18 protein-coding genes are annotated in these 24,274 nt (G+C 63.4%); 14 read left to right on the plus strand and 4 right to left on the minus strand.

Annotated elements, in window-relative coordinates:
• Positions 1-21 precede the first annotated feature (21 nt).
• The 8 genes from scpB (at position 22) to typA (ending at position 11,719) form a co-directional block, all read left to right on the plus strand.
• Positions 22-1,215 carry an SMC-Scp complex subunit ScpB gene (scpB, locus tag P8T11_RS27730; RefSeq protein WP_418910348.1) on the plus strand — a complete coding sequence of 398 codons (1,194 nt, stop codon included), beginning with the start codon at positions 22-24 and terminating at the stop codon, positions 1,213-1,215.
• Between the two features lie 35 nt (positions 1,216-1,250).
• On the plus strand, positions 1,251-3,074 hold the full coding sequence (gene rluB, locus P8T11_RS27735; protein WP_268079105.1) for a 23S rRNA pseudouridine(2605) synthase RluB: 1,824 nt from the start codon (positions 1,251-1,253) through the stop codon (positions 3,072-3,074).
• A 483-nt stretch (positions 3,075-3,557) separates the two neighbouring features.
• Complete coding sequence (rimP, locus tag P8T11_RS27740; RefSeq protein WP_268079104.1) at positions 3,558-4,061, plus strand: ribosome maturation factor RimP; 504 nt, start codon at positions 3,558-3,560, stop codon at positions 4,059-4,061.
• Positions 4,058-5,536, plus strand: a complete 1,479-nt coding sequence (gene nusA / locus P8T11_RS27745) for a transcription termination factor NusA (RefSeq protein ID WP_268079103.1) — start codon at positions 4,058-4,060, stop codon at positions 5,534-5,536. The genes rimP and nusA overlap by 4 nt, the downstream gene beginning before the upstream one ends.
• Positions 5,537-5,631: 95 nt before the next feature.
• A complete protein-coding gene (infB, locus tag P8T11_RS27750) occupies positions 5,632-8,682 on the plus strand; it encodes a translation initiation factor IF-2 (protein WP_268079102.1) in 3,051 nt (1,016 codons plus the stop codon).
• A gap of 23 nt (positions 8,683-8,705) precedes the next feature.
• On the plus strand, positions 8,706-9,107 hold the full coding sequence (gene rbfA / locus P8T11_RS27755) for a 30S ribosome-binding factor RbfA (protein WP_006218273.1): 402 nt from the start codon (positions 8,706-8,708) through the stop codon (positions 9,105-9,107).
• A gap of 39 nt (positions 9,108-9,146) precedes the next feature.
• A complete protein-coding gene (truB, locus tag P8T11_RS27760; protein WP_050446074.1) occupies positions 9,147-9,899 on the plus strand; it encodes a tRNA pseudouridine(55) synthase TruB in 753 nt (250 codons plus the stop codon).
• On the plus strand, positions 9,896-11,719 hold the full coding sequence (gene typA, locus P8T11_RS27765) for a translational GTPase TypA (RefSeq protein ID WP_050446073.1): 1,824 nt from the start codon (positions 9,896-9,898) through the stop codon (positions 11,717-11,719). Before truB ends, typA begins: the two co-directional genes overlap by 4 nt.
• Positions 11,720-11,813: 94 nt before the next feature.
• Here the strand turns inward: typA and P8T11_RS27770 are convergent, their stop codons facing one another.
• Positions 11,814-12,212, minus strand: a complete 399-nt coding sequence (locus P8T11_RS27770) for a tautomerase family protein (RefSeq protein WP_268079101.1) — start codon at positions 12,210-12,212, stop codon at positions 11,814-11,816.
• 108 nt (positions 12,213-12,320) lie between these two features.
• Here P8T11_RS27770 and P8T11_RS27775 point away from each other — a divergent pair, with 108 nt between their 5' ends.
• Both P8T11_RS27775 and P8T11_RS27780 read left to right on the plus strand, forming a co-directional pair.
• Complete coding sequence (locus P8T11_RS27775; RefSeq protein WP_268079100.1) at positions 12,321-13,187, plus strand: LysR family transcriptional regulator; 867 nt, start codon at positions 12,321-12,323, stop codon at positions 13,185-13,187.
• Positions 13,188-13,275: 88 nt separating this feature from the next.
• Positions 13,276-14,697 (plus strand): M20 family metallopeptidase, encoded by a 1,422-nt coding sequence (locus tag P8T11_RS27780; RefSeq protein WP_268079099.1) that lies wholly within the window; start codon positions 13,276-13,278, stop codon positions 14,695-14,697.
• Positions 14,698-14,735: 38 nt separating this feature from the next.
• Here the strand turns inward: P8T11_RS27780 and P8T11_RS27785 are convergent, their stop codons facing one another.
• The gene (locus P8T11_RS27785) at positions 14,736-15,362 is read right to left on the minus strand and encodes a TIGR00730 family Rossman fold protein (RefSeq protein ID WP_268082489.1); all 627 of its coding nucleotides are present in this window, start codon (positions 15,360-15,362) and stop codon (positions 14,736-14,738) included.
• A 52-nt stretch (positions 15,363-15,414) separates the two neighbouring features.
• On the opposite strand from P8T11_RS27785, the gene polA reads away from it, so the two are divergent.
• From polA to P8T11_RS27800, 3 genes are all read left to right on the plus strand, one after another.
• Positions 15,415-18,132, plus strand: coding sequence for a DNA polymerase I (gene polA, locus P8T11_RS27790; protein ID WP_268079098.1), 2,718 nt, complete (start codon positions 15,415-15,417; stop codon positions 18,130-18,132).
• Between the two features lie 117 nt (positions 18,133-18,249).
• Positions 18,250-19,089 (plus strand): ZIP family metal transporter, encoded by an 840-nt coding sequence (locus P8T11_RS27795; protein WP_268079097.1) that lies wholly within the window; start codon positions 18,250-18,252, stop codon positions 19,087-19,089.
• A gap of 76 nt (positions 19,090-19,165) precedes the next feature.
• Positions 19,166-19,954, plus strand: a complete 789-nt coding sequence (locus tag P8T11_RS27800; RefSeq protein ID WP_268079096.1) for a dienelactone hydrolase family protein — start codon at positions 19,166-19,168, stop codon at positions 19,952-19,954.
• Positions 19,955-20,003: 49 nt separating this feature from the next.
• On the opposite strand, the gene P8T11_RS27805 is transcribed toward P8T11_RS27800, so the two are convergent.
• Positions 20,004-21,665, minus strand: coding sequence for a Na/Pi cotransporter family protein (locus P8T11_RS27805; RefSeq protein WP_268079095.1), 1,662 nt, complete (start codon positions 21,663-21,665; stop codon positions 20,004-20,006).
• 173 nt (positions 21,666-21,838) lie between these two features.
• Between P8T11_RS27805 and P8T11_RS27810 the strand changes: the two genes are divergently transcribed.
• Entirely contained in the window at positions 21,839-23,230 is a 1,392-nt protein-coding gene (locus tag P8T11_RS27810; RefSeq protein WP_268079094.1) for an L-serine ammonia-lyase, read from the plus strand.
• 95 nt (positions 23,231-23,325) lie between these two features.
• On the opposite strand, the gene htpX is transcribed toward P8T11_RS27810, so the two are convergent.
• Positions 23,326-24,207, minus strand: a complete 882-nt coding sequence (gene htpX / locus P8T11_RS27815; RefSeq protein ID WP_268079093.1) for a protease HtpX — start codon at positions 24,205-24,207, stop codon at positions 23,326-23,328.
• Positions 24,208-24,274: the final 67 nt, after the last annotated feature.

A 24,274-nucleotide genomic window follows, 5' to 3' on the forward strand; every position in this document is an offset into this window, starting at 1 on the left:
CCCTTTTGAATTTGAATGTCGATGAACGATAGCGAGGCAATACTCGTGCTGGAAACCGCGTTGCTATGCGCGGTGCAGCCGATGCAACTGTCCGATATGCGCAAGCTATTCGGGGACGATGAGCAGTTCGACAACAGCAAGCTGCGCGGGCTGTTGGAGACGCTGCAAGCCAACTGGGCCGATGGCGGCTTGGAGCTTGTGCAACTGGCAAGCGGGTGGCGGTTTCAAAGCCGCCCGCATATGCAGCGTTATCTTGAGCGGCTCAGTCCCGAAAAGCCGCCCAAGTATTCACGAGCCGTCATGGAGACGCTGGCCATCGTGGCTTGGCGCCAACCTGTAACCCGGGGCGATATCGAAGATATACGCGGCGTGACCGTGTCGTCGCAAATCGTGAAAGCCCTGGAGGATCGAGGGTGGATCGAAGTGATCGGGCATCGCGATGCGCCGGGGCGTCCAGCCCTGTTCGGTACCACGCGCCAGTTTCTGGACGACCTGGGCCTGAGAGCGCTCGACGAGTTGCCACCCCTGGAATCCGCCCATGCCGCTGCCGCGCTGGCGGGACTGGATCTGGGCGAGGTGCAGCAATTGACCGGCGAGGTGCCCGCCCCCGCGGACTCGGCGGCTGGCGCCGAGGCCGAAGCCGTGAGCGATTCGTCTGAGGAAAGCGGCGTTGGCGAGGAGGGCGCTCAGGGCGAGCTTGCCGCCGAAAATGTGGCTGAAACCAGCGAAAATGACGATATCCCAGTTGCGGAATTGTCAGTTTCGGAACACGATGCACCCATAGACCCGGTCGATAGCGTAGAATCCATCGTTTCGCGCACAGAAGAAGGCGCGGATCCCGATGACGAACCCACCGTCCGGGAGCAAGCCGAAGGCTTGTCCAATACGTCGTCCCTGTCCGGTTTTCCCGACGACAGAGCCGGCAACGACATTTCCGATATAGCCGCCGACCCCACTGAGGTCGGTGCTGCAAAGGAAAGTGTCGAAAACGCAAAACACGCGGAACCGACCGACCCGATTGACGAGACCGATCACGCAGCGCCTGGCGCAGCCGGGCATGAGCCCGATTTCGGTCTTGATGATCCTGTTCGGCCCGAAACCGATGCCGCTTCCTCGGCTTCGGACGACGTGGATCCGGCGCAACCTGGCGCTGGCCGCGATTCGGCGTCCCCTGATGATGACGAGCCCGCCCCTGGCAGGCCTACCCAAGTTTGAAATTCGGAGCTGTCCCAGTGACAACGAATACAGCAATGCAGGACGACAATCCCCGTTCGGATGACACCGTTTCCAATGGTCAGCCGGATTCCTCCTCCGTGCGCGAATCCGCAGCCGAAGGCGAGGCCGGTGCCCGTGGGCGCGGCCGCAAGCTAAGGACGCCTTTCCGCCGCCGTCGCGGCGATGCCGCGACAGAACAGGCGCCAGCGGCGGATGGCCAACCGGCGGCGGCTGCATCGGTCGAGTCCGCTGACTCCCGGGGTGGCGAGCAAGAGGCGGAACAAGCGTTGTCGTATCTTGACAGCGCTGACCGCATGGAGCAGCGCCTGGGCAAGTACCTGAACAGCGATTCGGTCATGCCCAAGCTGCACAAGGTGCTGGCGGACGCCGGCATCGGCTCGCGCCGCGAGATGGAAGAGCTGATTGTGGCCGGCCGGGTGTCGGTCAATGGCGAGCCGGCTCATATTGGTCAGCGCGTTGCGCCGAATGATCAAGTTCGCGTGAACGGCAAACCCATCATGCGGACCAATACCAAGAAGCCCCCGCGCGTAATCCTGTATCACAAGCCCGCGGGTGAAATCGTCAGTCACGATGATCCGGGTGGGCGCGCCAGCGTGTTCGCCCGCCTGCCCAAGCTGCGCACGGGCAAGTGGTTGTCGGTGGGGCGCCTGGACTTGAATACGGAAGGTCTGCTGATTTTCACGACCTCGGGCGACATGGCCAACCGCATCATGCATCCCCGTTACGGCACCGAGCGCGAATACGCCGTTCGCGTGCTGGGCGAGATGGACGAAGCGCAGCGTCAATCGCTGGTTGATGGCATCGAGCTGGAAGATGGTCTGGCGGCTTTTGGTGCGCTGGATTATCTGGGTGGCGACGGCAGCAATCGCTGGTACCGCGTCACCTTGCAGGAAGGGCGCAACCGTGAAGTGCGGCGTATGTTCGAGGCGGTTGGCGTAACGGTCAGCCGACTGATCCGTACTCGCTTCGGAGATGTGGTGCTGCCCCGCTCGTTGCGCCGTGGACGCTGGGAAGAGCTGGATGGCTCGTTGGTCACCGCGCTGATGGTCCAGCTTGGACTGTTGCGCGAAGACGACGAATCGGGTGGTAACCGCCGCCGTTCCAAGCAGCCCCAATCCCATGACAGCGCGCTGCCTCCGGGCTTCGGCACCATGGATCGCAACGGCATGAATGGCGCCCGTATCGGCCGTCGCGGCAAGCTGCAAGGCGGCCGCTTGGGCAGTGCGGGGCAGGCGGCGGCGTGTCCGTCCGACCCGTTCGGTACCGGCCTGATGATCGCCGGCGGCTATGCCAATGGCCATCCGCTAGCCGCGGAAGGTGCTGGCGGCAATCGCAAGGGCGGCAAGCCCGGCGGTGGTCGCTCGGCATCGGCGGGCGGCGGGCGCCCCGATGGCAAGCAGGGCGGTAAGCCTGCTGGCAAGACGGGCGGCAAACCGCGCGGGCCGCGTGGTCCGCGTGCGGCGGCAGCCGCGGGGCAGTCGGGCAATGTGGCGTCGGTGGATGTCGGTGCTGTCGGCAACGTGGCCGAAGGCCAGGTGGGCGGGGGTCGCAAGCCCTCCGGTGGCAAGCCGGGCGGCAAGCCGCAAGGCGCGCGCGGTGGCAACGGCGGCCGTAATGGCAAGCCCGCGGCTGCGGGTGGCCGCGGCGGAAACAAGTCTGAAGGGCCTCGCAGCGCGGGCGGTCCGGCGGCCAATAAGGGCCCAGGTGCGGGCGGCAAGCCGCGTGCACCGCGTGCAGCTTCGTCGGGGCCGCGTGGCGATGATTGGCAACCCCGCAGCGCGTCGGCACATGAATCCCGCTTGGGCGTCATGGGCGGGCGCGGTCGTCAAGGCCGTTGATTTGCCTTCCAGCGGCGTGCTGGCTGTGCCGCTGGCCTCGATATGTCCCGTATAAGCGTAAGCCCTAGATGAATCAGGCGTTTTTCCTGTTTATCTGGTAAAATCAATGGTTTTCATGGCTTCGCGTCATTGCCTTTTGCGCGCCTGCCCTTGGCTGGTGGGTGCGGAAATGGATTGGCTTGAATTGATCGGGCTTTAAATTGATCGGACTTTAAAACGTCCGGCTAGCCAATGATCAAGTTGGCGCGCAAGGCAAGACAAGGCATAGCGCAGTTCAATAGCAGTTGGCATCAGATATGCGCCAAGTGTCGCCGGACCTGAAGGCTTGGGTTTGGGCTGGCAGGGTTGGGACAACCCATGGTGCATCAAATTAGGTCGCAATATAGGGCGCTGCCCAGCATTGCTCCTTACGTGTAGTAGGGAAGCGGCTGGGCTCTGCGCAATATCGGTGGGCTGGGCGTGCAGCCCATTTTTTTTGAGTATATGGCTGATTTATTCGCATTGACCGAAGAGGCTCTGGCCGGCATGGACGTCGAACTCGTGGACGTCGAGCGTGCCGCCCTGGGCCTTTTGCGCGTAACGATCGATCGGGTCGGCGGTGTGCGCATCGAAGACTGTGAACAGGTGTCCCGCCAATTGTCGCGGGTGTTCGAAGTCGAAAACGTCGACTACAAACGGCTGGAAGTCGGTTCGCCGGGCATTGACCGCCCGTTGCGCAACGAGGCTGAATTCCGCCGGTTTGCAGGCGAGCGCATCGAAATCAAGCTGCGCGAGGCATTAGACGGACGTAAGGTTTTCTCCGGCACTTTGACCGTGCCAGAAGACAACGACGCCGCTTCGGACGCCGCTGCTGGGATGCACAAGACCGTCTTCGGTCTCGAATTTGAGGCAAAAAAGAACGAAATCCAGGTGTTGAATTTCACGGTCGAAGATATCGAACGTGCAAAACTGGATCCCGTTCTGGATTTCAAGGGCAAAAAGCGATGAGTCGCGAAATTCTTCTGTTGGTCGATGCCTTGGCGCGTGAAAAGAACGTCACGCGCGACGTCGTGTTCGGTGCGCTGGAAAGCGCGCTGGCCTCGGCCATGAAAAAGCGCTTCAAGGATGATGCGGACATTCGTGTCGCCATCGATAGGGAAACCGGCGATCACGAGGGCTTTCGCCGCTGGCTGGTAGTGCCCGACGAAGCGGGCCTGCAAGAGCCCGACAAGCAGGAAATGCTGTCGGATGCGCAAGAAATCGTTCCTGATATCCAGGAAGGCGAATACATCGAAGAGCCGCTTGAGCCCATCGAATTCGGCCGTATCGGCGCGCAGGCGGCCAAGCAGGCCATCCTGCAAAAGATCCGCGACGCGGAACGCGAACAGGTACTGAACGACTTCCTGGACCGTGGTGAAACCATTGTGTCCGGCACGATCAAGCGCATGGACAAGGGCGATGCCATCGTCGAAACGGGCAAGATCGAAGCGCGTCTGCCGCGTTCCGAAATGATCCCGAAAGAAAACCTCCGGGTTGCCGACCGCGTCCGCGCCTTCGTGTTGCGTGTTGACCACGCCGCGCGTGGCCAGCAAGTGATCCTGTCGCGCACCTCGCCCGAGTTCATTCGCCAGTTGTTCGAGAATGAAGTTCCGGAAATCGAACAAGGCCTGCTCGAGATCAAGGCCGCCGCTCGCGATGCGGGTGTGCGTGCGAAGATCGCCGTGGTGGCTTACGATAAGCGTATCGATCCGATCGGCACGTGTGTGGGCATGCGCGGTTCGCGCGTCACCGCGGTGCGCAACGAACTCGGCGGCGAACAGGTCGACATCGTGTTGTGGTCGGAAGACCCCGCGCAGTTTGTCATTGGCGCCTTGGCGCCGGCCAACGTCGAATCGATCGTCGTTGACGAAGACAAGCATGCGATGGACGTCGTCGTCGACGAGGAAAACCTGCCCAAGGCCATTGGCGCCAAGGGTCAGAACGTGCGCCTGGCGTCCGAACTGACTGGCTGGCAGATCAACATCATGACGCCGGAAGAAAGCCTGAACCGCCAGGAAGTCGAGCGGTCGGGGTTGCGCACCACGTTCATGAGCAAGTTGGACGTTGATGAGGAAGTCGCTGACATCCTGATTGACGAAGGTTTCACCGGTATCGAGGAAATCGCTTACGTGCCCATGCAGGAACTGCTGGAAATCGAAGCGTTTGACGAAGACACCATCAATGAATTGCGCGCCCGTGCCCGCAATGCGCTGCTGACTGAGGCAATTGCCCAGGAAGAGCGCCTTGAGACCGCACAGGATTTGCTTGAACTCGAAGGCATGACGCAAGACCTGGCTGCGAAGCTGGCCGAGCGTCAAGTGCATACGCGTGATGATCTGGCCGAATTGGCAACGGACGAACTGGCGGAAATCGCCGGCTTGACCGAGCAGGAAGCCAGCGACCTCATCATGCGTGCCCGTGCCCATTGGTTCGACGAAGAATAACCATAAGGACACGGGTCTGCGGTGGATAGTGCTGGATTCATCCACCGCAAGTTCACGTTGTTTGTAATTGCTGCATATAGGGAAGAGAGAGCCTAATGTCGAGTAACACCGTCGCCCAGTTCGCTACCGAGCTGAAAATGCCTGCCAATGTGCTGCTGGATCAGCTGCGCTCGGCTGGTGTTGACCTCAAATCGGTTGACGATTCCGTCACCGACAGCGACAAGGCGAAATTGCTCGAATCGCTGCGTCGCGCCCATGGCGCGACCGAAGGCAAGAAGATCACCCTGACGCGCCGCCAGACGTCCGAGATCCGGCAGGCTGACGCCACCGGCCGCTCGCGTACGATTCAGGTTGAAGTGCGCAAGAAACGCGTGTTCGTCAAGCGTGATCCCTCCGAAATTGCCCTGGAGCAGGCCGCGTCCGCGCGTGCCGAAGATGAAGTTGCTGTTGAAGAAGAGCAGCAGGTGTCCGCGCCGGCTGCACCCGAGGCTCCTGCCGTGGCCGAGCCCCGCGAAGCCACGCCCGTCCAAGCGGAGGCTCCGGCCCCCGTCGAGGCGGAAGAGCCTGTTGTTGTAGAAGCGCCCGCGCCGGTTGAAGCGCCCGCGCCTGTTGAATCCGTCGCGGCCGAAGTGCCCGCCACCGTCGAGGCGCAAGCCGCCGAAGTCCAGGCCCAGCCTGAACCCGAACCGACGCCGGCGCCTGCTCCTGCCGAGCCCGTGGCCGAAGAGGCCAAGCCCGAAGTTAAGACTGAATCCACCGAGCCCACGGCTGAAGAAGCCAAGCCGGAACCCGTTGTGCTAGCCAATAAGTCCGAAACACCTTCCCCCCAGGCCAATGCGCCGATCGCCCAGGCGCAGCCTGCCGCGAAGTCCGAACCTGTGCAGTCCGCCGCGCCCGCGCCGGCCACGCCCCCCGTCCGGGTGGGCAATCGTGCCGACAACCGCCGCGCCGGCCCGCCGCTTGCCGCCTCCGCTACGTCGGGTGGCCGCGATGAGGCCCGCCGTGCCGCCGAGGCCGAAGCCGCCGCGCTGCGCGAAATGTTGAACCGCCCGCGCAAGGTGCTGCGAGCCCCCGAGCCGGAGGCGCCTGCCGCCGCCGCTGCTCCGATTTCGGGCACGCTGCACAAGCCGGCCGGCAAGCCGGGCGCCACGCCCGGCGCCAAGAAAGACGCCAAGCCCGCCGCTCCCGGCACGAAGAAAACCATCAAGACCGCCGAAGTCGCTTCGACCTGGTCTGATGACGCTTCGCGCAAGAAGCCGGCCGACAAGCCCGCAGCCCCGGCCAGCCGTGACGGCTGGCGCGCAGGTGGCAAGGGTGGTGGCAAGGGCGGCGGCCGTGGTGGTCGCAACCAGCAGAACGACCGCCGCAACGAGCCCGCACCTCAGGAATTCATTGCACGTGAAGTGCACGTGCCGGAAACCATCAGCGTGGCCGACCTGGCTCACAAGATGTCCGTGAAGGCTGCCGAAGTCATCAAGCATCTGATGAAGCTGGGCCAGATGGTCACCATCAACCAGGTACTGGACCAGGAAACGGCCATGATCGTGGTTGAAGAACTGGGCCACGTGGCAATCGCCGCCAAGCTGGATGATCCGGAAGCGTTCCTGGACATCTCCGCAACGGTTTCCGAAGCCGAACAACTGCCGCGCGCCCCGGTCGTGACCGTCATGGGTCACGTCGACCACGGCAAGACCTCGCTGCTGGATTACATCCGCCGCGCCAAGGTTGCCGCGGGCGAAGCCGGTGGCATTACGCAGCACATCGGCGCCTACCACGTTCAAACCGAACGCGGCATGGTGACCTTCCTTGACACCCCGGGCCACGAAGCGTTTACCGCCATGCGTGCCCGTGGCGCCAAGGCGACCGACATCGTGATCCTGGTGGTGGCCGCCGACGACGGCGTGATGCCGCAAACGCGCGAAGCCATCCACCACGCCAAGGCCGCGGGCGTGCCCATGGTCGTGGCCGTGACCAAGATCGACAAGCCGTCGGCCAACCCGGAACGCGTCAAGCAGGAATTGGTTGCCGAACAGGTCGTGCCGGAAGAATACGGTGGTGACGTTCCCTTCGTGGGCGTGTCGGCCAAGACCGGCGAAGGCATCGACGACCTGCTCGAAAACTTGCTGCTGCAAGCCGAAGTGCTGGAACTGAAGGCTCCGGAAGACGCGCCCGCCAAGGGTCTGGTCATCGAAGCCCGTCTGGACAAGGGCCGTGGCCCGGTCGCGACGATCCTGGTGCAAAGCGGCACGCTCAAGCGCGGCGACGTGGTGCTGGCCGGCGCAAGCTTTGGCCGCGTGCGCGCCATGCTGGACGAAAACGGCAAGCCGATCCAGTCGGCCGGCCCGTCCATCCCGGTTGAAATCCAGGGTTTGACCGAAGTGCCGGCCGCCGGCGACGAACTGATGGCACTGTCCGACGAACGCAAGGCACGAGAAATCGCGCTGTTCCGCCAAGGCAAGTTCCGCGACGTCAAGCTGGCGCGCCAACAGGCCGCCAAGCTGGAATCGATGTTCGACAACCTGGGCGAGGGCACGCAAACGCTCACGCTTATCGTCAAGACCGACGTGCAGGGTTCGCAGGAAGCGCTGGTGCAGTCGCTGGTCAAGCTGTCGACCGACGAAGTCCGTGTCCAAGTGGTGCATGCGGCCGTTGGCGGCATCTCGGAAACCGACATCAACCTGGCCATTGCCTCGAATGCTGTCGTGATCGGCTTCAACGTGCGTGCAGAAGCAAGCGCCAAGAAGCTGGCCGAGAACAACGGCATCGACGTGCGCTACTACAACATCATCTATGACGCCGTGGATGAAGTTAAGGCTGCCATGTCGGGCATGTTGGCGCCCGAGAAGAAAGAAGAAATCATCGGCCTGGTCGAGATCCGTGAGGTCTACAGCATCTCGCGCCTTGGCAATATCGCCGGTTGTATGGTGCTTGACGGCATCGTCCGCCGCGATTCCCAGGTACGCCTGCTGCGCAACAACGTGGTTCACTGGACGGGGCATCTGGAATCGCTGCGCCGCTTCAAGGACGACGTCAAGGAAGTCAAGTCGGGCTTCGATTGCGGTCTTACGCTGCGCGGCAACAACGACATCCAGGTGGGTGACCAGCTGGAAGTCTTTGAAATCAAGGAAATCGCGCGTACGCTGTAAAGCGTCGCGAGGCATTATTGCTAATGAGCCGTCACAAGTCCAAAGCCATCCCCGGTCGCAATCTGCGGCTGGCCGACCAGATCCAAAAGGATCTGGCGGAGATCATCCAGCGCGAAATCGATATGTCTCGCGCTGGGCTGATCACGCTCTCCGGTGTGGAATTGTCGACCGACTACGCGCATGCCAAGGTGTGGTTCACGGTTTTGGGCGCCGAGCCCGAAGCCGCCACCGCCTTGCTGAACGAAAAAGCCGGTTGGCTGCATTCCCAGCTCTACAAGCTGCTGCACATACACACTGTCCCCACTTTGCGCTTCTTCCACGACGAGCAAATCGCCCGTGGCATCGAGATGTCGATCCTCATCGACCGCGCAAATCGGCCCGGCCCCCATTCGGGCGTGCCAGACGAACCTGAAGACCAGTCCTGATCGGGCTGTCGTCACTGCTTTTTCAACCGGATTCCGACGATGGCTAAACGACGCGGGCTTTTGCTCGACGGTGTGCTGTTGCTCGACAAACCCGTAGGTTTGTCGAGCAACCACGCCTTGCAACGCGCCAAGCGTTCCATGGACGCGGCGAAAGCCGGTCATACGGGCACGCTGGATCCCTTCGCCACCGGCTTGCTGGTGTGTTGCATGGGACGCGCAACCAAGATTTCCGGCGCGATGCTTAACGCCGACAAGGCGTATCGCGCTACGCTGCAATTTGGCAGCGAAACCGATTCTGGCGACCTGACCGGCAATGTCGTGTCGACCGCCGAACCCGGCTTTACCGTTGACGAACAAGCGCTGCGCGACGCGCTGTCACGTTTCTCGGGCACGATCGAGCAGATTCCGCCGATGTACTCCGCGCTCAAGCGCGACGGCAAGCCCTTGTACGAGTACGCCCGCGCCGGCATCGAGCTGGAACGGGCCCCGCGTCAAATCACGATTCACCGCATCGAGCTGTTGTCCCTGTCGGGGACGCAGGCAGAGATCGATGTGGCTTGTAGTAAAGGCACATACATCCGAACACTGGCCCAGGACATCGGGCGCGTGCTGGGCTGTTACGCCCACCTGACGGCGCTGCGGCGCACGCACGTCGGGCCTTTTTCTCTGGAACGCGCCGTTGAGCTGGAAGCCTTGCAGGCCATGCCAGACCCGAAGCAGGCATTGCTTGCACTGAACGAATTGCCGGAGGGCTTGCTGCCCTCCACCCTGACCTTAAAGGACTCGCTATGACTCGCGCCTTGCGCAACGTCGCCATCATCGCCCACGTGGACCACGGTAAAACAACCCTGGTCGACCAGCTGCTGCGCCAATCCGGCACCTTCCGCGAAAACCAGGCGCTGACCGAACGGGTCATGGACTCGAACGATCTGGAAAAAGAACGCGGCATCACGATTCTGGCCAAGAACTGTGCCGTTGAATACGAAGGCACGCACATCAACATCGTCGACACCCCGGGTCACGCCGACTTCGGTGGTGAAGTCGAGCGCGTGCTGTCCATGGTTGACGGCGTGCTGCTGTTGGTTGACGCCGTTGAAGGCCCGATGCCGCAGACCATTTTCGTGACGCGCAAGGCGCTGGCCCTGGGCCTGAAGCCGATCGTGGTCGTCAACAAGGTGGACCGCCCCGGCGCCCGCACCGACTTCGTCATCAACGCCACGTTCGACCTGTTCGACAAGCTGGGCGCGACCGAAGAACAGCTGGACTTCCCGGTGGTGTATGCCTCGGGCCTGTCGGGCTACGCCGGCCTGACCCCGGACGTGCGCGAAGGCAACATGCGCCCGTTGTTCGAAGCCATCCTGCAACACGTGCCGCAGCGCGAAGATGACCCCAACGGCCCGCTGCAGATGCAGATCATCTCGCTGGACTACAACAGCTACGTTGGCAAGATCGGCGTGGGTCGCATCAACCGTGGCCGCATGCGCCCCGGCATGGAAGTGGCTTACAAGTTTGGTCCGGACGGCCAGGGCGGCAAGGGCCGCATCAACCAGGTCCAGAAGTTCCATGGTCTGGAGCGCGTCGTGGTTGACGAAGCCGAAGCCGGCGACATCGTGCTGATCAACGGCATCGAAGAGCTGGGCATTGGCTGCACCGTGACCGACGTGCTCACGCAGGAAGCGCTGCCGATGCTGCGCATCGACGAACCCACGCTGACCATGAACTTCATGGTGAACACGTCGCCGCTGGCCGGCCGTGAAGGCAAGTTCGTGACCAGCCGCCAAGTGCGCGACCGCCTGGATCGCGAGCTGAAGTCCAACGTGGCGCTGCGTGTGCGTGACACGGGCGACGACACGGTGTTCGAAGTGTCGGGCCGTGGCGAACTGCACTTGACGATTTTGCTGGAAACGATGCGCCGCGAAGGCTACGAGCTGGCCGTGTCGCGTCCGCGCGTGGTGTTCAAGGAAGTCGACGGCGTGAAGTGCGAGCCGTTCGAATCGCTGACCATCGACGTTGAAGACGCCCACCAAGGCGGCGTGATGGAAGAGCTGGGCCGCCGCAAGGGCGACCTGCAGGACATGCAGCCGGACGGCCGTGGCCGTACGCGCCTGGAATACCTGATCCCGGCCCGTGGCCTGATCGGTTTCCAGAATGAGTTCCTGACGCTGACGCGCGGCACGGGCTTGATGAGCCACATCTTCCACGAATACGCCCCGGTCAAGGAAGGCGCGATCGGTGAGCGCCGCAACGGCGTGCTGATCAGCCAGGACCAAGGCGACGCCGTGGCCTACGCACTGTGGAAGCTGCAGGATCGCGGCCGCATGTTCGTGAGCCCGGGCGATGCGCTGTACGAAGGCATGATCATCGGCATCCACAGCCGCGACAACGACCTGGTTGTGAACCCGATCAAGGGCAAGCAACTGACGAACGTGCGCGCCTCGGGTACCGACGAAGCCGTGCGCCTGGTTCCGCCGATCCAGATGTCGCTGGAATACGCCGTTGAATTCATCGACGACGACGAACTCGTGGAAATCACGCCGAAGTCGATCCGTCTGCGCAAGCGCCACTTGCTGGAAAACGAACGCAAGCGCGCCGCGCGCGAAGCCTCGGCCTAAGCGGGCACGACGGCCACATCCGCTGTGGCCTTCGCATAAGACAAGCCGCGCACCTTCGGGTGCGCGGCTTTTTTTGTACGATGCGCGGCCCGTCTTATAGCCCGCTTTGCTGATGCCGGTATTCCTGGGTAACGCCACCATACCCATACGCGGCTGCGCGCGCGTCGATCACATGCACGTAAGAGCATTCGTGCAGTTCGCCCAGAATCCCTTGGAACGCCGCGTAGATCTCCTTGATGAAGCGCGCCTTCTCGGCCTTGGTATTGGTTTCGTCCGTGACGCTGATGTCCAGGTGAAAGGCGTTCTTGCCCTGCTCGGATAGTGGCTTGCCGCCGATGAACCAGAGATCGTGCGGGATATGCTGCAAGGTAATCGCAATGACTGGCAGCTTCTTGCCCAGCACGGACTGGGTCAGTCCTGCCACGGCGTCGACGACGCAACGATTGATGGCGGGATCGGATTGGCCAGAAAGATGTACGACGATATGGGGCATGACAGGCTCCGGTTTGTGAGGGGTACAAGGCCAGTGTAGAAACCTGATTGACATCGGAAAAGCGGGAATTTACGATTTCATTCATCGATTAATCCGTTGGATAAAGCCATGTCGGGTTTTGATCTGGACCAATTGCGCACCTTGGTCGCCGTGCTGGACGCGGGCAGCCTGACGGCGGCGGCGCCGAAGGTGTTTCTGTCGCAATCGTCGGTCAGCGAACAGATGCGCAAACTGGAAGAGCGTGCCGGCCAGACCCTGCTGGTGCGGGGCAAAACCGGCGTGACGGCCACGCCCGCGGGCGAACGCCTGCTGCAACATGCGCGCGCGATCCTGGCCTTGAGTGACGAGGCCTATCGGGATCTGCGTGGCGTGGCGCTGCGCGGCGAATTGCGGTTGTTCATCACGGATTACTTTCGGCCCGGCGACGTGGCGCGCATGCTGCGGCGTCTGAACGAGCAGTACCCGCAGGTGCGGCTGCATGTGACGATCATGAAAAGCGGCGCCATCGAGGCCGCCTACGAGCGCGGCGAAATCGACGTGGGCATATCGATGTCGATCCAGGAGCGCGGTGCGCCTCGGGCCCGTGCGCAGGGTGCGCTGTTGCGCCGCGAGCCGCTGCTGTGGATGGTGGCCGACGGGGCAGGCGCGCCGTCGCAGGACGAGCCCTTGCCCTTGCTGGTGCTGCCAGAGACCTGCGCATTGCGCCAATATGTGGAACGCCAGCTTGCGCGGCGTGACGTGCCTTACACGGTGGCGCACGTGGCGTCTGGGGTGGCGGGATTGCAGTTGGCGGTGGCGGCCGGGCTGGGCGTGGCCTGCCTGAATGAATCGGCCCTGGCGCCCGGGATCGAACGCTTGCATGCGCCGGGCCTGCCCGCGCTGCCCTCGGTGGAATTTCGTTTGCTACCTGCCCGCAGCGGGGAAAGCGAGTTCATCGGATTGGCGCGAGAGGCCATCGTCAAGGCCCTGGGCTGATCGAACCCGGCGCGGCCAACGGGGCTTCAACAGGCTCGCCTCTGACCGAAAAATGATCGACACTGCCGAAACCAGCAGAGGAGACAACATGGGTGCCATCGACAAACTTGCGCCGTTCATCGACGCGCGCAGCGAGCGTTATGCGGAGCTGAGCGACCGCATCTGGAGCTTGGCCGAACTACGCTACGACGAACACAAGTCAGCCGAATTGCACATTGCGATGCTGGAAGAAGCCGGCTTTCGCATTACTCGCGACGCAGCCGGCATTCCCACCGCATTCGTGGCCGAGGCCGGCCAGGGTGGACCTGTCATCGGCATCCTGGGTGAATACGACGCGCTGTCCGGCCTGAGCCAGGAAAGCGGCGCCTTTGCGTGCCAGCCGTCGCCGGAAACGCCCAATGGCAATGGCCACGGTTGCGGCCACCACCTATTGGGTACGGCAGCGCACTTTGCCGCCGTGGCGGTCAAGGAATTCCTGGAGGCCAATCAGTTGCCGGGCACCATCCGCTTCTATGGCTGTCCGGCGGAGGAGGGCGGGTCGGGCAAAACCTTCATGGCGCGCGAGGGCCTGTTCGATGAGCTCGACGCTGCCCTGACCTGGCATCCGGCTTCGCACACAGGGATCTTCCACCAGTCCACGCTGGCGAACATCCAGGCCTACTTCCGTTTTCGCGGCATCGCGGCGCATGCCGCGAATTCGCCGCATCTGGGCCGCAGCGCCCTGGACGCCGTGGAGCTGATGAACGTGGGCGTGAACTACCTGCGCGAGCACATGGTGCCGGACGCGCGCGTGCATTACGCCGTGACCAACAGCGGCGGCATTTCCCCCAACGTGGTGCAGGCCCGCGCCGAGGTGCTGTACCTGGTGCGCGCACCCATCAATTCGCAGGCGGCCGAACTGTATGAACGGGTCAAGAACGTGGCGCGCGGCGCGGCGTTGATGACGGGCTGCGAACTGGACATCGTGTTCGACAAGGCGTGTTCGAACTACATGCCGAACCGGGTGCTGAACGAGATCATGTACGCCAATATGCAGGCGCTGCAAGGCCCGGCCTACACGCCGGGTGAAGAACAGGTGGCGCGCCGGATGTGGGATTCGATCACGGAAGACGACATCGACAACGCTGGCAAGAACCTGGGCGCGGTACTGCGCAATCCCACGCCGTTGTTCGCGGGCGTGGCGCCGTTTGACCCGGCCAAGACCGAGATCACGTACGGTTCGACGGACGTGGGCGATGTCAGTTGGGTGACGCCCACGGCGCAATGCTGGGGCGCCTGCTACGCCTATGGCACACCCTTCCATTCCTGGCAGATGGTGGCGCAGGGCAAGATGTCGATGGCGCACAAGGGCATGGTGCACGCCGCCAAGATCATTGCGGCGACGGCGGCTGATTTGTTTGCGCGGCCGGAGGCCTTGGCGCAAGCCCGGCAGGAACTGCTGGATGCGCGGCGTGGGCAGCCTTACGTGTGCCCCATTCCGGACGAGGTGGTGCCGTCGTTCAAGCGCTAAGTGGCAGGGCGGCCCTCAGCAGAGAGCCGCCGCCGCGTTCAAGCTGGCAAGGATGGCGCGTATTGCGCTTCGGAAGTGACTTTGTCATGGAATTCCACGACGCGGCGCACCACTTTGACGGGGTCGTCCTCGATGATGAAAAGGTCTAGGTCGTGCGCGCCGATCATGCCGTTGCCCAGCACCTGATCGCCCAGCCAGTCGACCAGGCCGGACCAATATTCGCTACCGACCAGCACGATGGGCGCCGGTGGCACCTTGCCCGTCTGGATGAGCGTCAAGGCTTCGAAGAGCTCGTCCAGCGTGCCAAAGCCGCCCGGCATCGCCACGTAGGCGAAGCTGTGCATGAAGAACGTGGCCTTGCGCGAGAAAAAATACTCGAACGACAGGCTGATGGTTTGGTATTCGTTGTTGTGCGCCTCGTGCGGCAGGCTGATGTTCAGCCCGACGCTGGTGCCGCCAGCCTCGAAGGCGCCTTTGTTGGCGGCCTCCATGATGCCGGGGCCACCGCCCGCGATGACCGCGAAACCGGCGCCGGCGAGGGCGGCCGAGATGGCGATGGTGGTTTCGTAGTGGGGGGAATTACGGCTGACTCGTGCACTGCCGAAGACGCTGACTGCGGGCCCGATGTTCGCGAGCTTGTCTGCCGCCGTCCGTATCTCTGACATAATCAGCGGAATCTGTTTGCCGGCGGGTGTTTCCATATCTGCCTTTTTAACCATGAAAAAAACCTTATTACTGGTCGACGGTTCAAGCTACTTGTACCGCGCTTTCCACGCTATGCCTGATTTGCGCAATGCGCAAGGCGAACCCACGGGGGCGCTGTACGGCGTGGTCAATATGCTGCGCAAGCTTGTATCTGATCATAAGGCAGAGTATGCCGCATGTATTTTCGACGCCCGCGGCAAGACCTTCCGCGACGACCTGTACCCCGAATACAAGTCGCACCGTCCGCCCATGCCCGAAGACCTGGCGGCGCAGATCGAACCCATCCATCGCGCCGTGCGCGCGCTGGGTTGGCCGGTGCTGGCCATTGAGGGGGTGGAAGCAGACGACGTGATCGGCACCCTGGCCAAGCACGCCGCCGAACACGATGTACACACCATCGTTTCCACGGGCGACAAGGACTTGGCGCAACTGGTCAACAGCCACGTCACGCTGGTCAACACCATGACGGGTGAAGTGCTGGACGAGCCCGGCGTGGTCAACAAGTTCGGCGTGCCGCCCGATCGCATCGTGGACTACCTGATGCTGGTCGGCGATACCGTGGACAACGTCCCCGGGGTGACCAAGGTCGGCCCCAAGACAGCGGTCAAATGGCTGTCGGAATTTGGTTCGATCGACAAGCTGGTTGAAGGGGCAGAGGGCATCAAGGGCGTGGCCGGCAACAACCTGCGCGAGGCCATCCCCAATTTCCCGCTGACGCGCCAATTGCTGACGGTGAAATACGATTGCGATCTGACTGGCCACGTGGAAAACGTCAGCGACCTGACGCCGCGCGAACGCGACATTGCCACGCTGACCGAACTGTATGAACGCTACGGTTTCCGTACCTGGCTGCGCGACCTTACCGGCGACGCCGAACGTGTGCCCACGGGCGATGCGCGCATTGCGGCGGAGGTGCCGCAGGCGCCCGCCGAGCTGGACTACCGCATCATTGCCGACTGGGCCGAATTCGACGCCTGGTTCGAAAAGCTGCAAGGGGCGTCTCTGGTGGCGCTGGACACCGAAACTACCTCGCTGGACCAGATGCAGGCCCGGCTGGTTGGCCTGTCGCTGGCGGTGGAACCTGGCGTGGCTTGCTACATTCCCGTGGCGCACCGGGGGCCGGACGGCGCAACGCAGTTGCCCAAGGCCGAGGTGCTGGCGCGCTTGAAGCCGTGGCTGGAAGACGCCTCGCGCGCCAAACTGCTGCATCACGCCAAGTACGACGCGCATGTGTTCGCCAACGAAGGCATCAAGCTTGCGGGCATTACCGATGACACGATGCTGCAAGCCTATGTGCTGGAATCGCATCGTGGCGTGGGGCTCAACGACCTGGCCCAACGCTACCTGGGCCGCAGCGGTGTGTCGTACGAGGACCTGTGCGGCAAGGGGGCCAAGCAGATCGGTTTCGACGAGGTGGCCGTGGACAAGGCGGGGCATTACGCCGCCGAAGACGCCGACTTCACCTTGCAATTGCATCGCGTGCTGCGTCCGATGGTGGCGGCCAACGAAGGGCTTGACCGCATCTATCAATTGGAAATCAAGGTGTCGGCGGTGCTGACCACCATTGAACGCAATGGCGTGAAGGTGGATGCCGACGAACTCGGACGCCAAAGCCACAAGCTGGGCCAGGAAATGTTGCGGCTGGAGCAAAAGGCCTATGAACTGGCCGGGCAGCCCTTCAATCTGAATTCACCCAAGCAGTTGGGTGAAATCCTGTTTGATCGCATGCAGTTGCCGGTGGTGCGCAAGACCGCCAGCGGCGCGCCGTCCACCGACGAAGACGTGCTGACCAAGCTGGCGCTGGACTATCCGCTGCCGCAGGTGCTGCTGGAATACCGGGGGCTGTCCAAGCTGAAGTCCACCTACACGGACAAGCTGCCGCGCATGATCAACCCCGCCACGGGCCGCGTTCACACGCGCTACTCGCAGGCGGCGGTGATCACCGGCCGGCTGGCGTCGTCCGATCCCAACCTGCAGAACATTCCCGTGCGCACCGAAGCGGGCCGCCGCGTGCGCGAGGCGTTCATCGCGGAAGATGGCATGCTGCTGTCGGCCGACTATTCGCAGATTGAACTGCGCATCATGGCGCACGTGTCGGACGACGCCAACCTGCAACGCGCGTTTGCCGCCGGCGAGGACATTCACCGCGCGACCGCCGCCGAGGTGTTCGGCGTGGCGCTGCCGGATGTGTCGACCGACCAGCGCCGCGCGGCCAAGGCCATCAACTTTGGCCTGATCTACGGCATGGGGGTGTTCGGCCTGGCGTCCAACCTGGGCATTACGCGGGATGCGGCACAGGCCTATATCGACCGCTATTTCGCCCGCTATCCCGGCGTGGCGATGTACATGGAAAACACGCGCCGCGTCGCGCGCGAACAGGGTTACGTTGAAACCGTGTTCGGTCGACGCCTGCAATTGCCGGAAATCCGTGGCGCTTCCGGTCCGCGCCGGCAGGGGGCGGAACGCGCGGCCATCAATGCGCCCATGCAGGGCACCGCGGCCGACCTGATCAAGCTGGCCATGGTGGCCGTGCAGGACTGGCTGGAAGCGGAAAAGCTGCAGACCCGCATGATCATGCAGGTACACGATGAACTGGTGCTGGAAGCGCCGGACGCCGAGATCGAGTTGGTCAAGGAGGCCTTGCCGCGCCTGATGTGTTCGGTGGCTGAGCTGCGCGTGCCGCTGGTGGCGGAAGTGGGCATGGGCAAGAACTGGGAGCAGGCGCACTAAGCCCGCTGTTCTGTCCCCGCGAAACGAATGGGCCGTCTTCGGACGGCCCATTTCCGATTTCAGGATTGCAACAATATAATGTTGCGCTTCCTCCCCGCCTCTATTGCGTCCCCCCACATGTTGCTGCTCTGGGTACTTCTTGCCACCGTTACCGGCGGGCTGATCGCCGTCCTTGTCGCCAGTTGGCTGGCCTACAAGGTCTTCGCCCAGTATCTGCACCACATGGTCAGCCTGTCCGTGGGCGTGCTGCTGTCGGTGGCGCTTCTGCATTTGTTGCCCGAGGCTTTCGAAGGGGGCGTGGCCGATGCGCATACGCTATTCGGCTTGATGCTGGCGTCGCTGATCGGCTTTTTCGTGCTGGAGAAGATTGCGCTGCTGCGCCATAGCCATCACCACGAGGGCGACGGGCACCATCATCACAAAGGCCATGATCACCACGAAGCCGGGCGCGGGGGCGTGCTGATCCTGATCGGAAGCTCCTTGCACAACCTGTGCGACGGCATCCTGGTGGCGGCGGCTTTCCTGACCGATCCGCTGTTGGGGGTACTGACCGCCGCGTCGATCATCGTGCATGAAGTGCCGCACAAGCTGAGCGATTTCGTCGTGCTGCTGAACGCCGGGTTGGCCCGTCGCCGCGCCTTTTCGCTGATCCTGTTCACCAGCTTGTGTTCAGCCGTGGGCGGCATAATAGGGTACTTTGTGCTGCAGCAGGCGCAGGACTGGGTGCCGTATGTCTTGGTGGTTGCCGCCAGCAGCTTCCTGTATATCTCGGTGGCTGACCTGATGCCGCAGATGCACGAACGGGTGTCCCTTTCGGATGCCGTCCCGCAATTATTGCTGGTGGGCGTGGGCGTGGCGCTGATCTACAGCGTGACGACCCTGATGCACCATGGGCACGAGCACGAGGCCGATGCTGGCCGCGGCGCGCCTCATGCCGAGCACGGCCACTCGCACTAGGCATAGCCCGACCACCAGTACCTGGGCGCGCGCGGACGGGACACCTTGATGTCCAACCCATACACAGGAGTCCGCCATGAGTTTTTCCGCTGCCGCCGGCAACGTCGCCCCCACCGCCATACACACTGACACCGAAGGCCTGGTCCACGGGGATTTCAAGCTGCCCGTGGCCGATGGTTCCATTGCCGCGTATTACGCCGCGCCGGAAGGCCGCCGCGACCTGCCTGTCGTGCTGGTGGTGCAAGAGATTTTTGGCGTACACGAGCACATCAAGGATCTTTGCCGCCGCATCGCCAAGGCCGGTTATCTGGCGGTTGCCGCCAATCTGTACGAGCGTCAGGGCGACGCCTCCACCTACACCGATATTCCGAAGCTCATTGCCGACATCGTCAGCAAGGTGCCCGACGAGCAGGTGTTTGCTGACCTGGACGCCAGCGTGGCCTGGGCCGCGGACAACGGCGGCGATGCCAAGCGCGTGGCCATCACCGGCTTTTGCTGGGGCGGCCGCCTGACCTGGATGTACGCCGCGCACAACCCCGACGTCAAGGCGGCCGTGGCCTGGTACGGCAAGCTCAGCGTGGGCCATGGTCCGCTGATCAAGCGGGTGGCTTTCGACGTGGTCAATGATCTGCACGCGCCGGTGCTGGGCCTGTACGGCGCCCTGGACGCCAGCATTCCGCTGGCCGACATCGAGACCATGAAGACGAAGCTGGCGGCCGGCAACGCCGCGGCCAAGCAGTCGGAGTTCGTGGTGTACCCGGACGCAGACCACGCCTTCCTGGCGGATTACCGTGCCAACTACAAGCCCGAGGCCGCCAAGGATGGCTGGACTCGCATGCTGGCGTGGTTCCAACGCTACCTGTAAACCGATACGCGCTGCTGGGCGGGGCTGTGTGCCCCGCGTTGTTGCCGGCTTAGTTGCCCGCTTCCCTCAAGCGGCTGGGCAACAATTCCCCATGGCGGGCCAGAAGCGGGTACGCGGCCGCACCCACCAGGTGCGAGTTGATGCCCTTCATGTCGCGCAGGATATCCAGATACAGCGCGCCGACTTCGGCGGCATCGACCTCGCCCGACTTGATCTTCTGCAAGTGGGTGTCGGCCGCTTGTATCTCGATGGTCCGAAAGCGTGCCTTTTCACCGGCCAGGGCGCGCGCCTGGCGCAGGTCGTCGTTGACGAAGAGCGCGGCGGCCTGACGCTGGTTGGCGATCAATTGGCCCAGCGTGTCGTCCAGGCTGGCGCGCTGCTCGGGTGAAAATACCCAACCTTGCTTGCGCAGCTTGGCCACATGGCTCAACAGCCCGTGGTGGGCAATGTCGCCCGCATGGCCGATGTTGCTGGCGAAGGCCAGAATGTCATCCATGCGCTGGACGTCGTCGCGTGTCATGTTTTCCTGGTCCAGCGTGGCCAGGTAGGTGGTGATGGCGTTTTCCAGCTTGTCCAGCGCGGCGTCCAACTGGCGCGCCTGCACCATGCGGTGACGGTTGTCGCGCTTGAATCCGGCGCGCGCATAAAGCAGCAAGGTTTGCACCATGTCGGCCATGCGCAGGGCTTCGCGCGCCGCGTTGCCCAGCGCCACGGCGGGAACGTCGTGTGCCCATTCATCCAGGTACTGGGGGCGGGACGGGTCGTTTGGGTCGGCCCGCTTGGGCAGCCAACGGGTCAAGAGCGCCGCGTAAGGCGTTAGCAGCGGCAGGAACAGAAGGGCGATGACCGCGTTGAACAGTGTGTGGAAATTGGCGACGGCGCGCGCCGGGTCGCTTGCCATGTCGCTCATCAGCGGCTGCAGCGCCGGCAGCAGGATCAGCCCGGCCAGCACCCCCAGCACCCGGGTCAGCAGGTTGCCCAAGGGCAGGCGACGGGCGGCGGGGTCGTCGCCGGTCACGCCTTCAATCATCGGGTTGATGGCGGTGCCCAGGTTGGCGCCCAGCACCAGCGCAAAGGCCACGTGGGGCGCCACCATGTGATGGCTTGCCAGGGACATCACCAGCACCACCACCGCCACGCTGGAGTGCGCGGCCCAGGTGAACGCGGCCGACAGCAGCACGGCGGCCACTGGCTGGGTGGCCAGCGCGTCCAGAATCATGCCCAGCATGGGGGCCGTCTGGAACGGCTGGAAAAGCTCGACCAACTGATGCAGGGACAGCAGCAACAGCCCCAAACCGATGAATACCCGGCCCAGGTCGCGCGTGCGGCCTGGTGGGTAGCGGCGAAACATCCAGACGCCGGCAAGGATGAGAATGGGGGCAAGCGAGGTCAGGTCGAACGACAGCAGTTGCACGATCAGCGTGGTGCCGACGTTGGCGCCCAGCATCGCGGCCAGTGCCGGCACCAGGCCCACCACGCCGCCCGCCGCGAAGCCGGTAATCATCAGGCCCGTGGCCGTGCTGCTTTGCAAGGCGGCGGTGATGCCCAAACCCGCCGCGAAAGCGCGCAAGCGGGTGCCCAGGGCTCGGCCCAATGCCGCGCCCAGAGCAGCGCCGAACGCGCGCTGGACACCGGTTTGGACCATGTGCACGCCCCACAGGAGCAGGGCGACGTAGCCAGCGAAGTCAAGCAGGGTGATAAGACCAGACATCCAGGGGTGTTCCCGTTCTTTTTATGACAAGTAATAATTCTGTAATGATCGCATGCCTGCCCGGGTGGGGAAACCCGTAGCAGCGATACAGCATACGCTGGCCAGGTTTCCAGCGCGCGGTGTTGCCAGCGCGTATCATTGCCTGACTATTCGTTGATGTATTGGAGTGTGGCGTGGCCGTTTCCGTATTTGATCTGTTCAAGATAGGCATAGGCCCGTCTAGTTCCCATACGGTGGGCCCGATGCGGGCCGCCTTGCTGTTCGCGCAAGGCCTGGAACGCGACGGCCTGATTTCCCGGGTTGCGCATGTGCGCGCCGAACTCTACGGTTCGCTGGGCGCCACGGGCAAGGGGCACGGCACCGACAAGGGCGTGCTGCTGGGGCTGATGGGCGAGGCCCCCGACACGGTGGACCCGGCCGCCATTGAAGGCATGATCGCCTCGGTGCGCGCCAGCCGCCAATTGCCGCTTCTGGGCCGCTACCCGGTTGCTTTCATCGAAAAAGAACACATGGTGTTCTACCGGCGCGAAGCCATGGCCGAGCACCCCAACGGCATGAAATTCCACGCCATCGACGCCAACGGCGAGTCGTTGCGCGAATCGCGCTACCTGTCGGTCGGTGGCGGCTTCGTGGTGACGGCGGGGGCATCCAACAGCCAGGTGATCGCCGCCCACAACCAACTGCCGTACCCATTTCGCTCGGGCCGCGAACTGCTCACCATGTGCCGCGAGAACGGCCTGACGGTATCGCAGTTGATGATGCAGAACGAACTCACCTGGCGTGAGGCGGCAGACACGCACAGTGGCCTGGACCGCATTTGGCAGGTGATGCAGGACTGCGTGGCGCGCGGTTGCGGCATCAACTACCCGGAAGCCGACGGCGAATTGCCGGGTCCGCTGCGGGTACGCCGCCGGGCGCCCGAGCTTTATCGCAACCTGACCCAGCGCGCCGAGCGCACCTTGTCGGATCCGCTCTCGGTCATGGACTGGGTCAACCTTTATGCCATGGCGGTCAACGAAGAGAACGCCGCCGGCGGCCGGGTTGTCACGGCGCCCACCAACGGCGCGGCGGGCATCATTCCCGCGGTGCTGCACTACTACGACCGTTTCGTGCCCGGCGCCAACCACGACGGCGTGCGGGACTTCCTGCTGACCGCGGCGGCGATAGGCTTGCTGTACAAGTACAACGCGTCGTTGTCGGGGGCCGAAGTGGGCTGTCAGGGCGAAGTGGGCGTGGCCTGCTCGATGGCCGCGGGCGGCTTGGCCGCAGCGCTGGGCGGCTCGGTGGAGCAGGTTGAAAACGCCGCTGAAATCGGCATGGAACACAACCTGGGCCTGACCTGCGACCCCGTGGGCGGCTTGGTGCAAATTCCCTGTATCGAGCGCAATGCCATGGCGTCCATCAAAGCCGTGAACGCGGCCCGGATGGCCCTGCGCGGCGACGGACAGCACTATGTGTCGCTGGATTCGGTCATCAAGACCATGCGCGAAACCGGGGCCGACATGAAGACGAAGTACAAGGAAACCGCGCGCGGCGGCCTGGCGGTGAACATCGTCGAGTGTTGATGGAAGGGGGGCATTCCCCCTGCGGAACCTGCAAAAGAAAAGTCCCTCAGTTTGTGTCAACTGAGGGACTTTTTTCTGCCTGGAAATCCGCGGGTTCAGACCACGCGGGCGTTTTGCAGCGCGGCGATGCGCGACGGGATCGGCGGGTGCGAGGCGAACATGGCCGCCAGGCCGCCACGGCCGGTGATGCCCGAGGCTTCAAAGGACTTGGGCAGATCGCCCGGCTCCAGGCCGCCCAGGCGGGCCAGCGCGCGGATCATCGGTTCGCGCGCGCCCATCAGTTGGGCCGAACCGGCGTCGGCGCGGTATTCGCGCTGGCGCGAGAACCAGGCCACGATGATCGAGGCCAGCACGCCGAAGATGATTTCACAGACCAGCACGGTGATGTAGTAGCCCGGGCCGATGCCGCGTTCGTTCTTGAACACCACGCGGTCGATGAAGTAGCCGACCACGCGGGCCAGGAACACGACGAACGTGTTGATCACCCCCTGGATCAGGGTCAGCGTGACCATGTCGCCGTTGGCGATGTGGGCCACTTCGTGCGCCAGCACGGCAGCCACTTCCTCTTCGCTCATGCTTTCCAGCAGGCCGGTCGACACGGCGACCAGCGAGTCGTTCTTGAACGCGCCGGTGGCGAACGCATTGGGCGCGCCTTCGTAGACGGCCACTTCCGGGCGGCCAATGCCGGCGCGGTCAGCCAACTGGTGCACGGTGTCGAGCAGCCAGGCTTCGCGCTGGTTGCGCGGCGCGTTCGGGTCCAGCACTTGGGCGCCGGTGCTCCACTTGGCCATTGGCTTGCTGATCAGGAGCGAGATGATCGCGCCTGTGAAACCCACCACCACCGAGAAGATCAGCAGGGCGTTTAGGTTCAGGCCATTGGCCGTGATGTAGCGGTCTACGCCCAGGATGCGCAGCGTGGCCGACAGCACGAGCATGACGGCCAGGTTGGTGACGACGAACAAGACAATGCGTTTCATGTTTTTTGTGTTCCTCTGCGAGCGGGAAATCCCCGGGTTCGACATGACGGCGACCCGCCAGTTCCCC

Origin of the sequence: Achromobacter spanius, assembly GCF_029637605.1 — a bacterium.
Classification (GTDB): domain Bacteria; phylum Pseudomonadota; class Gammaproteobacteria; order Burkholderiales; family Burkholderiaceae_B; genus Achromobacter; species Achromobacter spanius_E.

Bases quoted from the DNA above. Each gene is read 5' to 3' on its own strand.
- scpB (WP_418910348.1), top strand. From the start codon at position 22: ATGAACGATAGCGAGGCAATACTCGTGCTGGAAACCGCGTTGCTATGC.
- rluB (WP_268079105.1), top strand. From the start codon at position 1,251: ATGCAGGACGACAATCCCCGTTCGGATGACACCGTTTCCAATGGTCAG.
- rimP (WP_268079104.1), top strand. From the start codon at position 3,558: ATGGCTGATTTATTCGCATTGACCGAAGAGGCTCTGGCCGGCATGGAC.
- nusA (WP_268079103.1), top strand. From the start codon at position 4,058: ATGAGTCGCGAAATTCTTCTGTTGGTCGATGCCTTGGCGCGTGAAAAG.
- infB (WP_268079102.1), top strand. From the start codon at position 5,632: ATGTCGAGTAACACCGTCGCCCAGTTCGCTACCGAGCTGAAAATGCCT.
- rbfA (WP_006218273.1), top strand. From the start codon at position 8,706: ATGAGCCGTCACAAGTCCAAAGCCATCCCCGGTCGCAATCTGCGGCTG.
- truB (WP_050446074.1), top strand. From the start codon at position 9,147: ATGGCTAAACGACGCGGGCTTTTGCTCGACGGTGTGCTGTTGCTCGAC.
- typA (WP_050446073.1), top strand. From the start codon at position 9,896: ATGACTCGCGCCTTGCGCAACGTCGCCATCATCGCCCACGTGGACCAC.
- P8T11_RS27770 (WP_268079101.1), bottom strand. From the start codon at position 12,212: ATGCCCCATATCGTCGTACATCTTTCTGGCCAATCCGATCCCGCCATC.
- P8T11_RS27775 (WP_268079100.1), top strand. From the start codon at position 12,321: ATGTCGGGTTTTGATCTGGACCAATTGCGCACCTTGGTCGCCGTGCTG.
- P8T11_RS27780 (WP_268079099.1), top strand. From the start codon at position 13,276: ATGGGTGCCATCGACAAACTTGCGCCGTTCATCGACGCGCGCAGCGAG.
- P8T11_RS27785 (WP_268082489.1), bottom strand. From the start codon at position 15,362: ATGTCAGAGATACGGACGGCGGCAGACAAGCTCGCGAACATCGGGCCC.
- polA (WP_268079098.1), top strand. From the start codon at position 15,415: ATGAAAAAAACCTTATTACTGGTCGACGGTTCAAGCTACTTGTACCGC.
- P8T11_RS27795 (WP_268079097.1), top strand. From the start codon at position 18,250: ATGTTGCTGCTCTGGGTACTTCTTGCCACCGTTACCGGCGGGCTGATC.
- P8T11_RS27800 (WP_268079096.1), top strand. From the start codon at position 19,166: ATGAGTTTTTCCGCTGCCGCCGGCAACGTCGCCCCCACCGCCATACAC.
- P8T11_RS27805 (WP_268079095.1), bottom strand. From the start codon at position 21,665: ATGTCTGGTCTTATCACCCTGCTTGACTTCGCTGGCTACGTCGCCCTG.
- htpX (WP_268079093.1), bottom strand. From the start codon at position 24,207: ATGAAACGCATTGTCTTGTTCGTCGTCACCAACCTGGCCGTCATGCTC.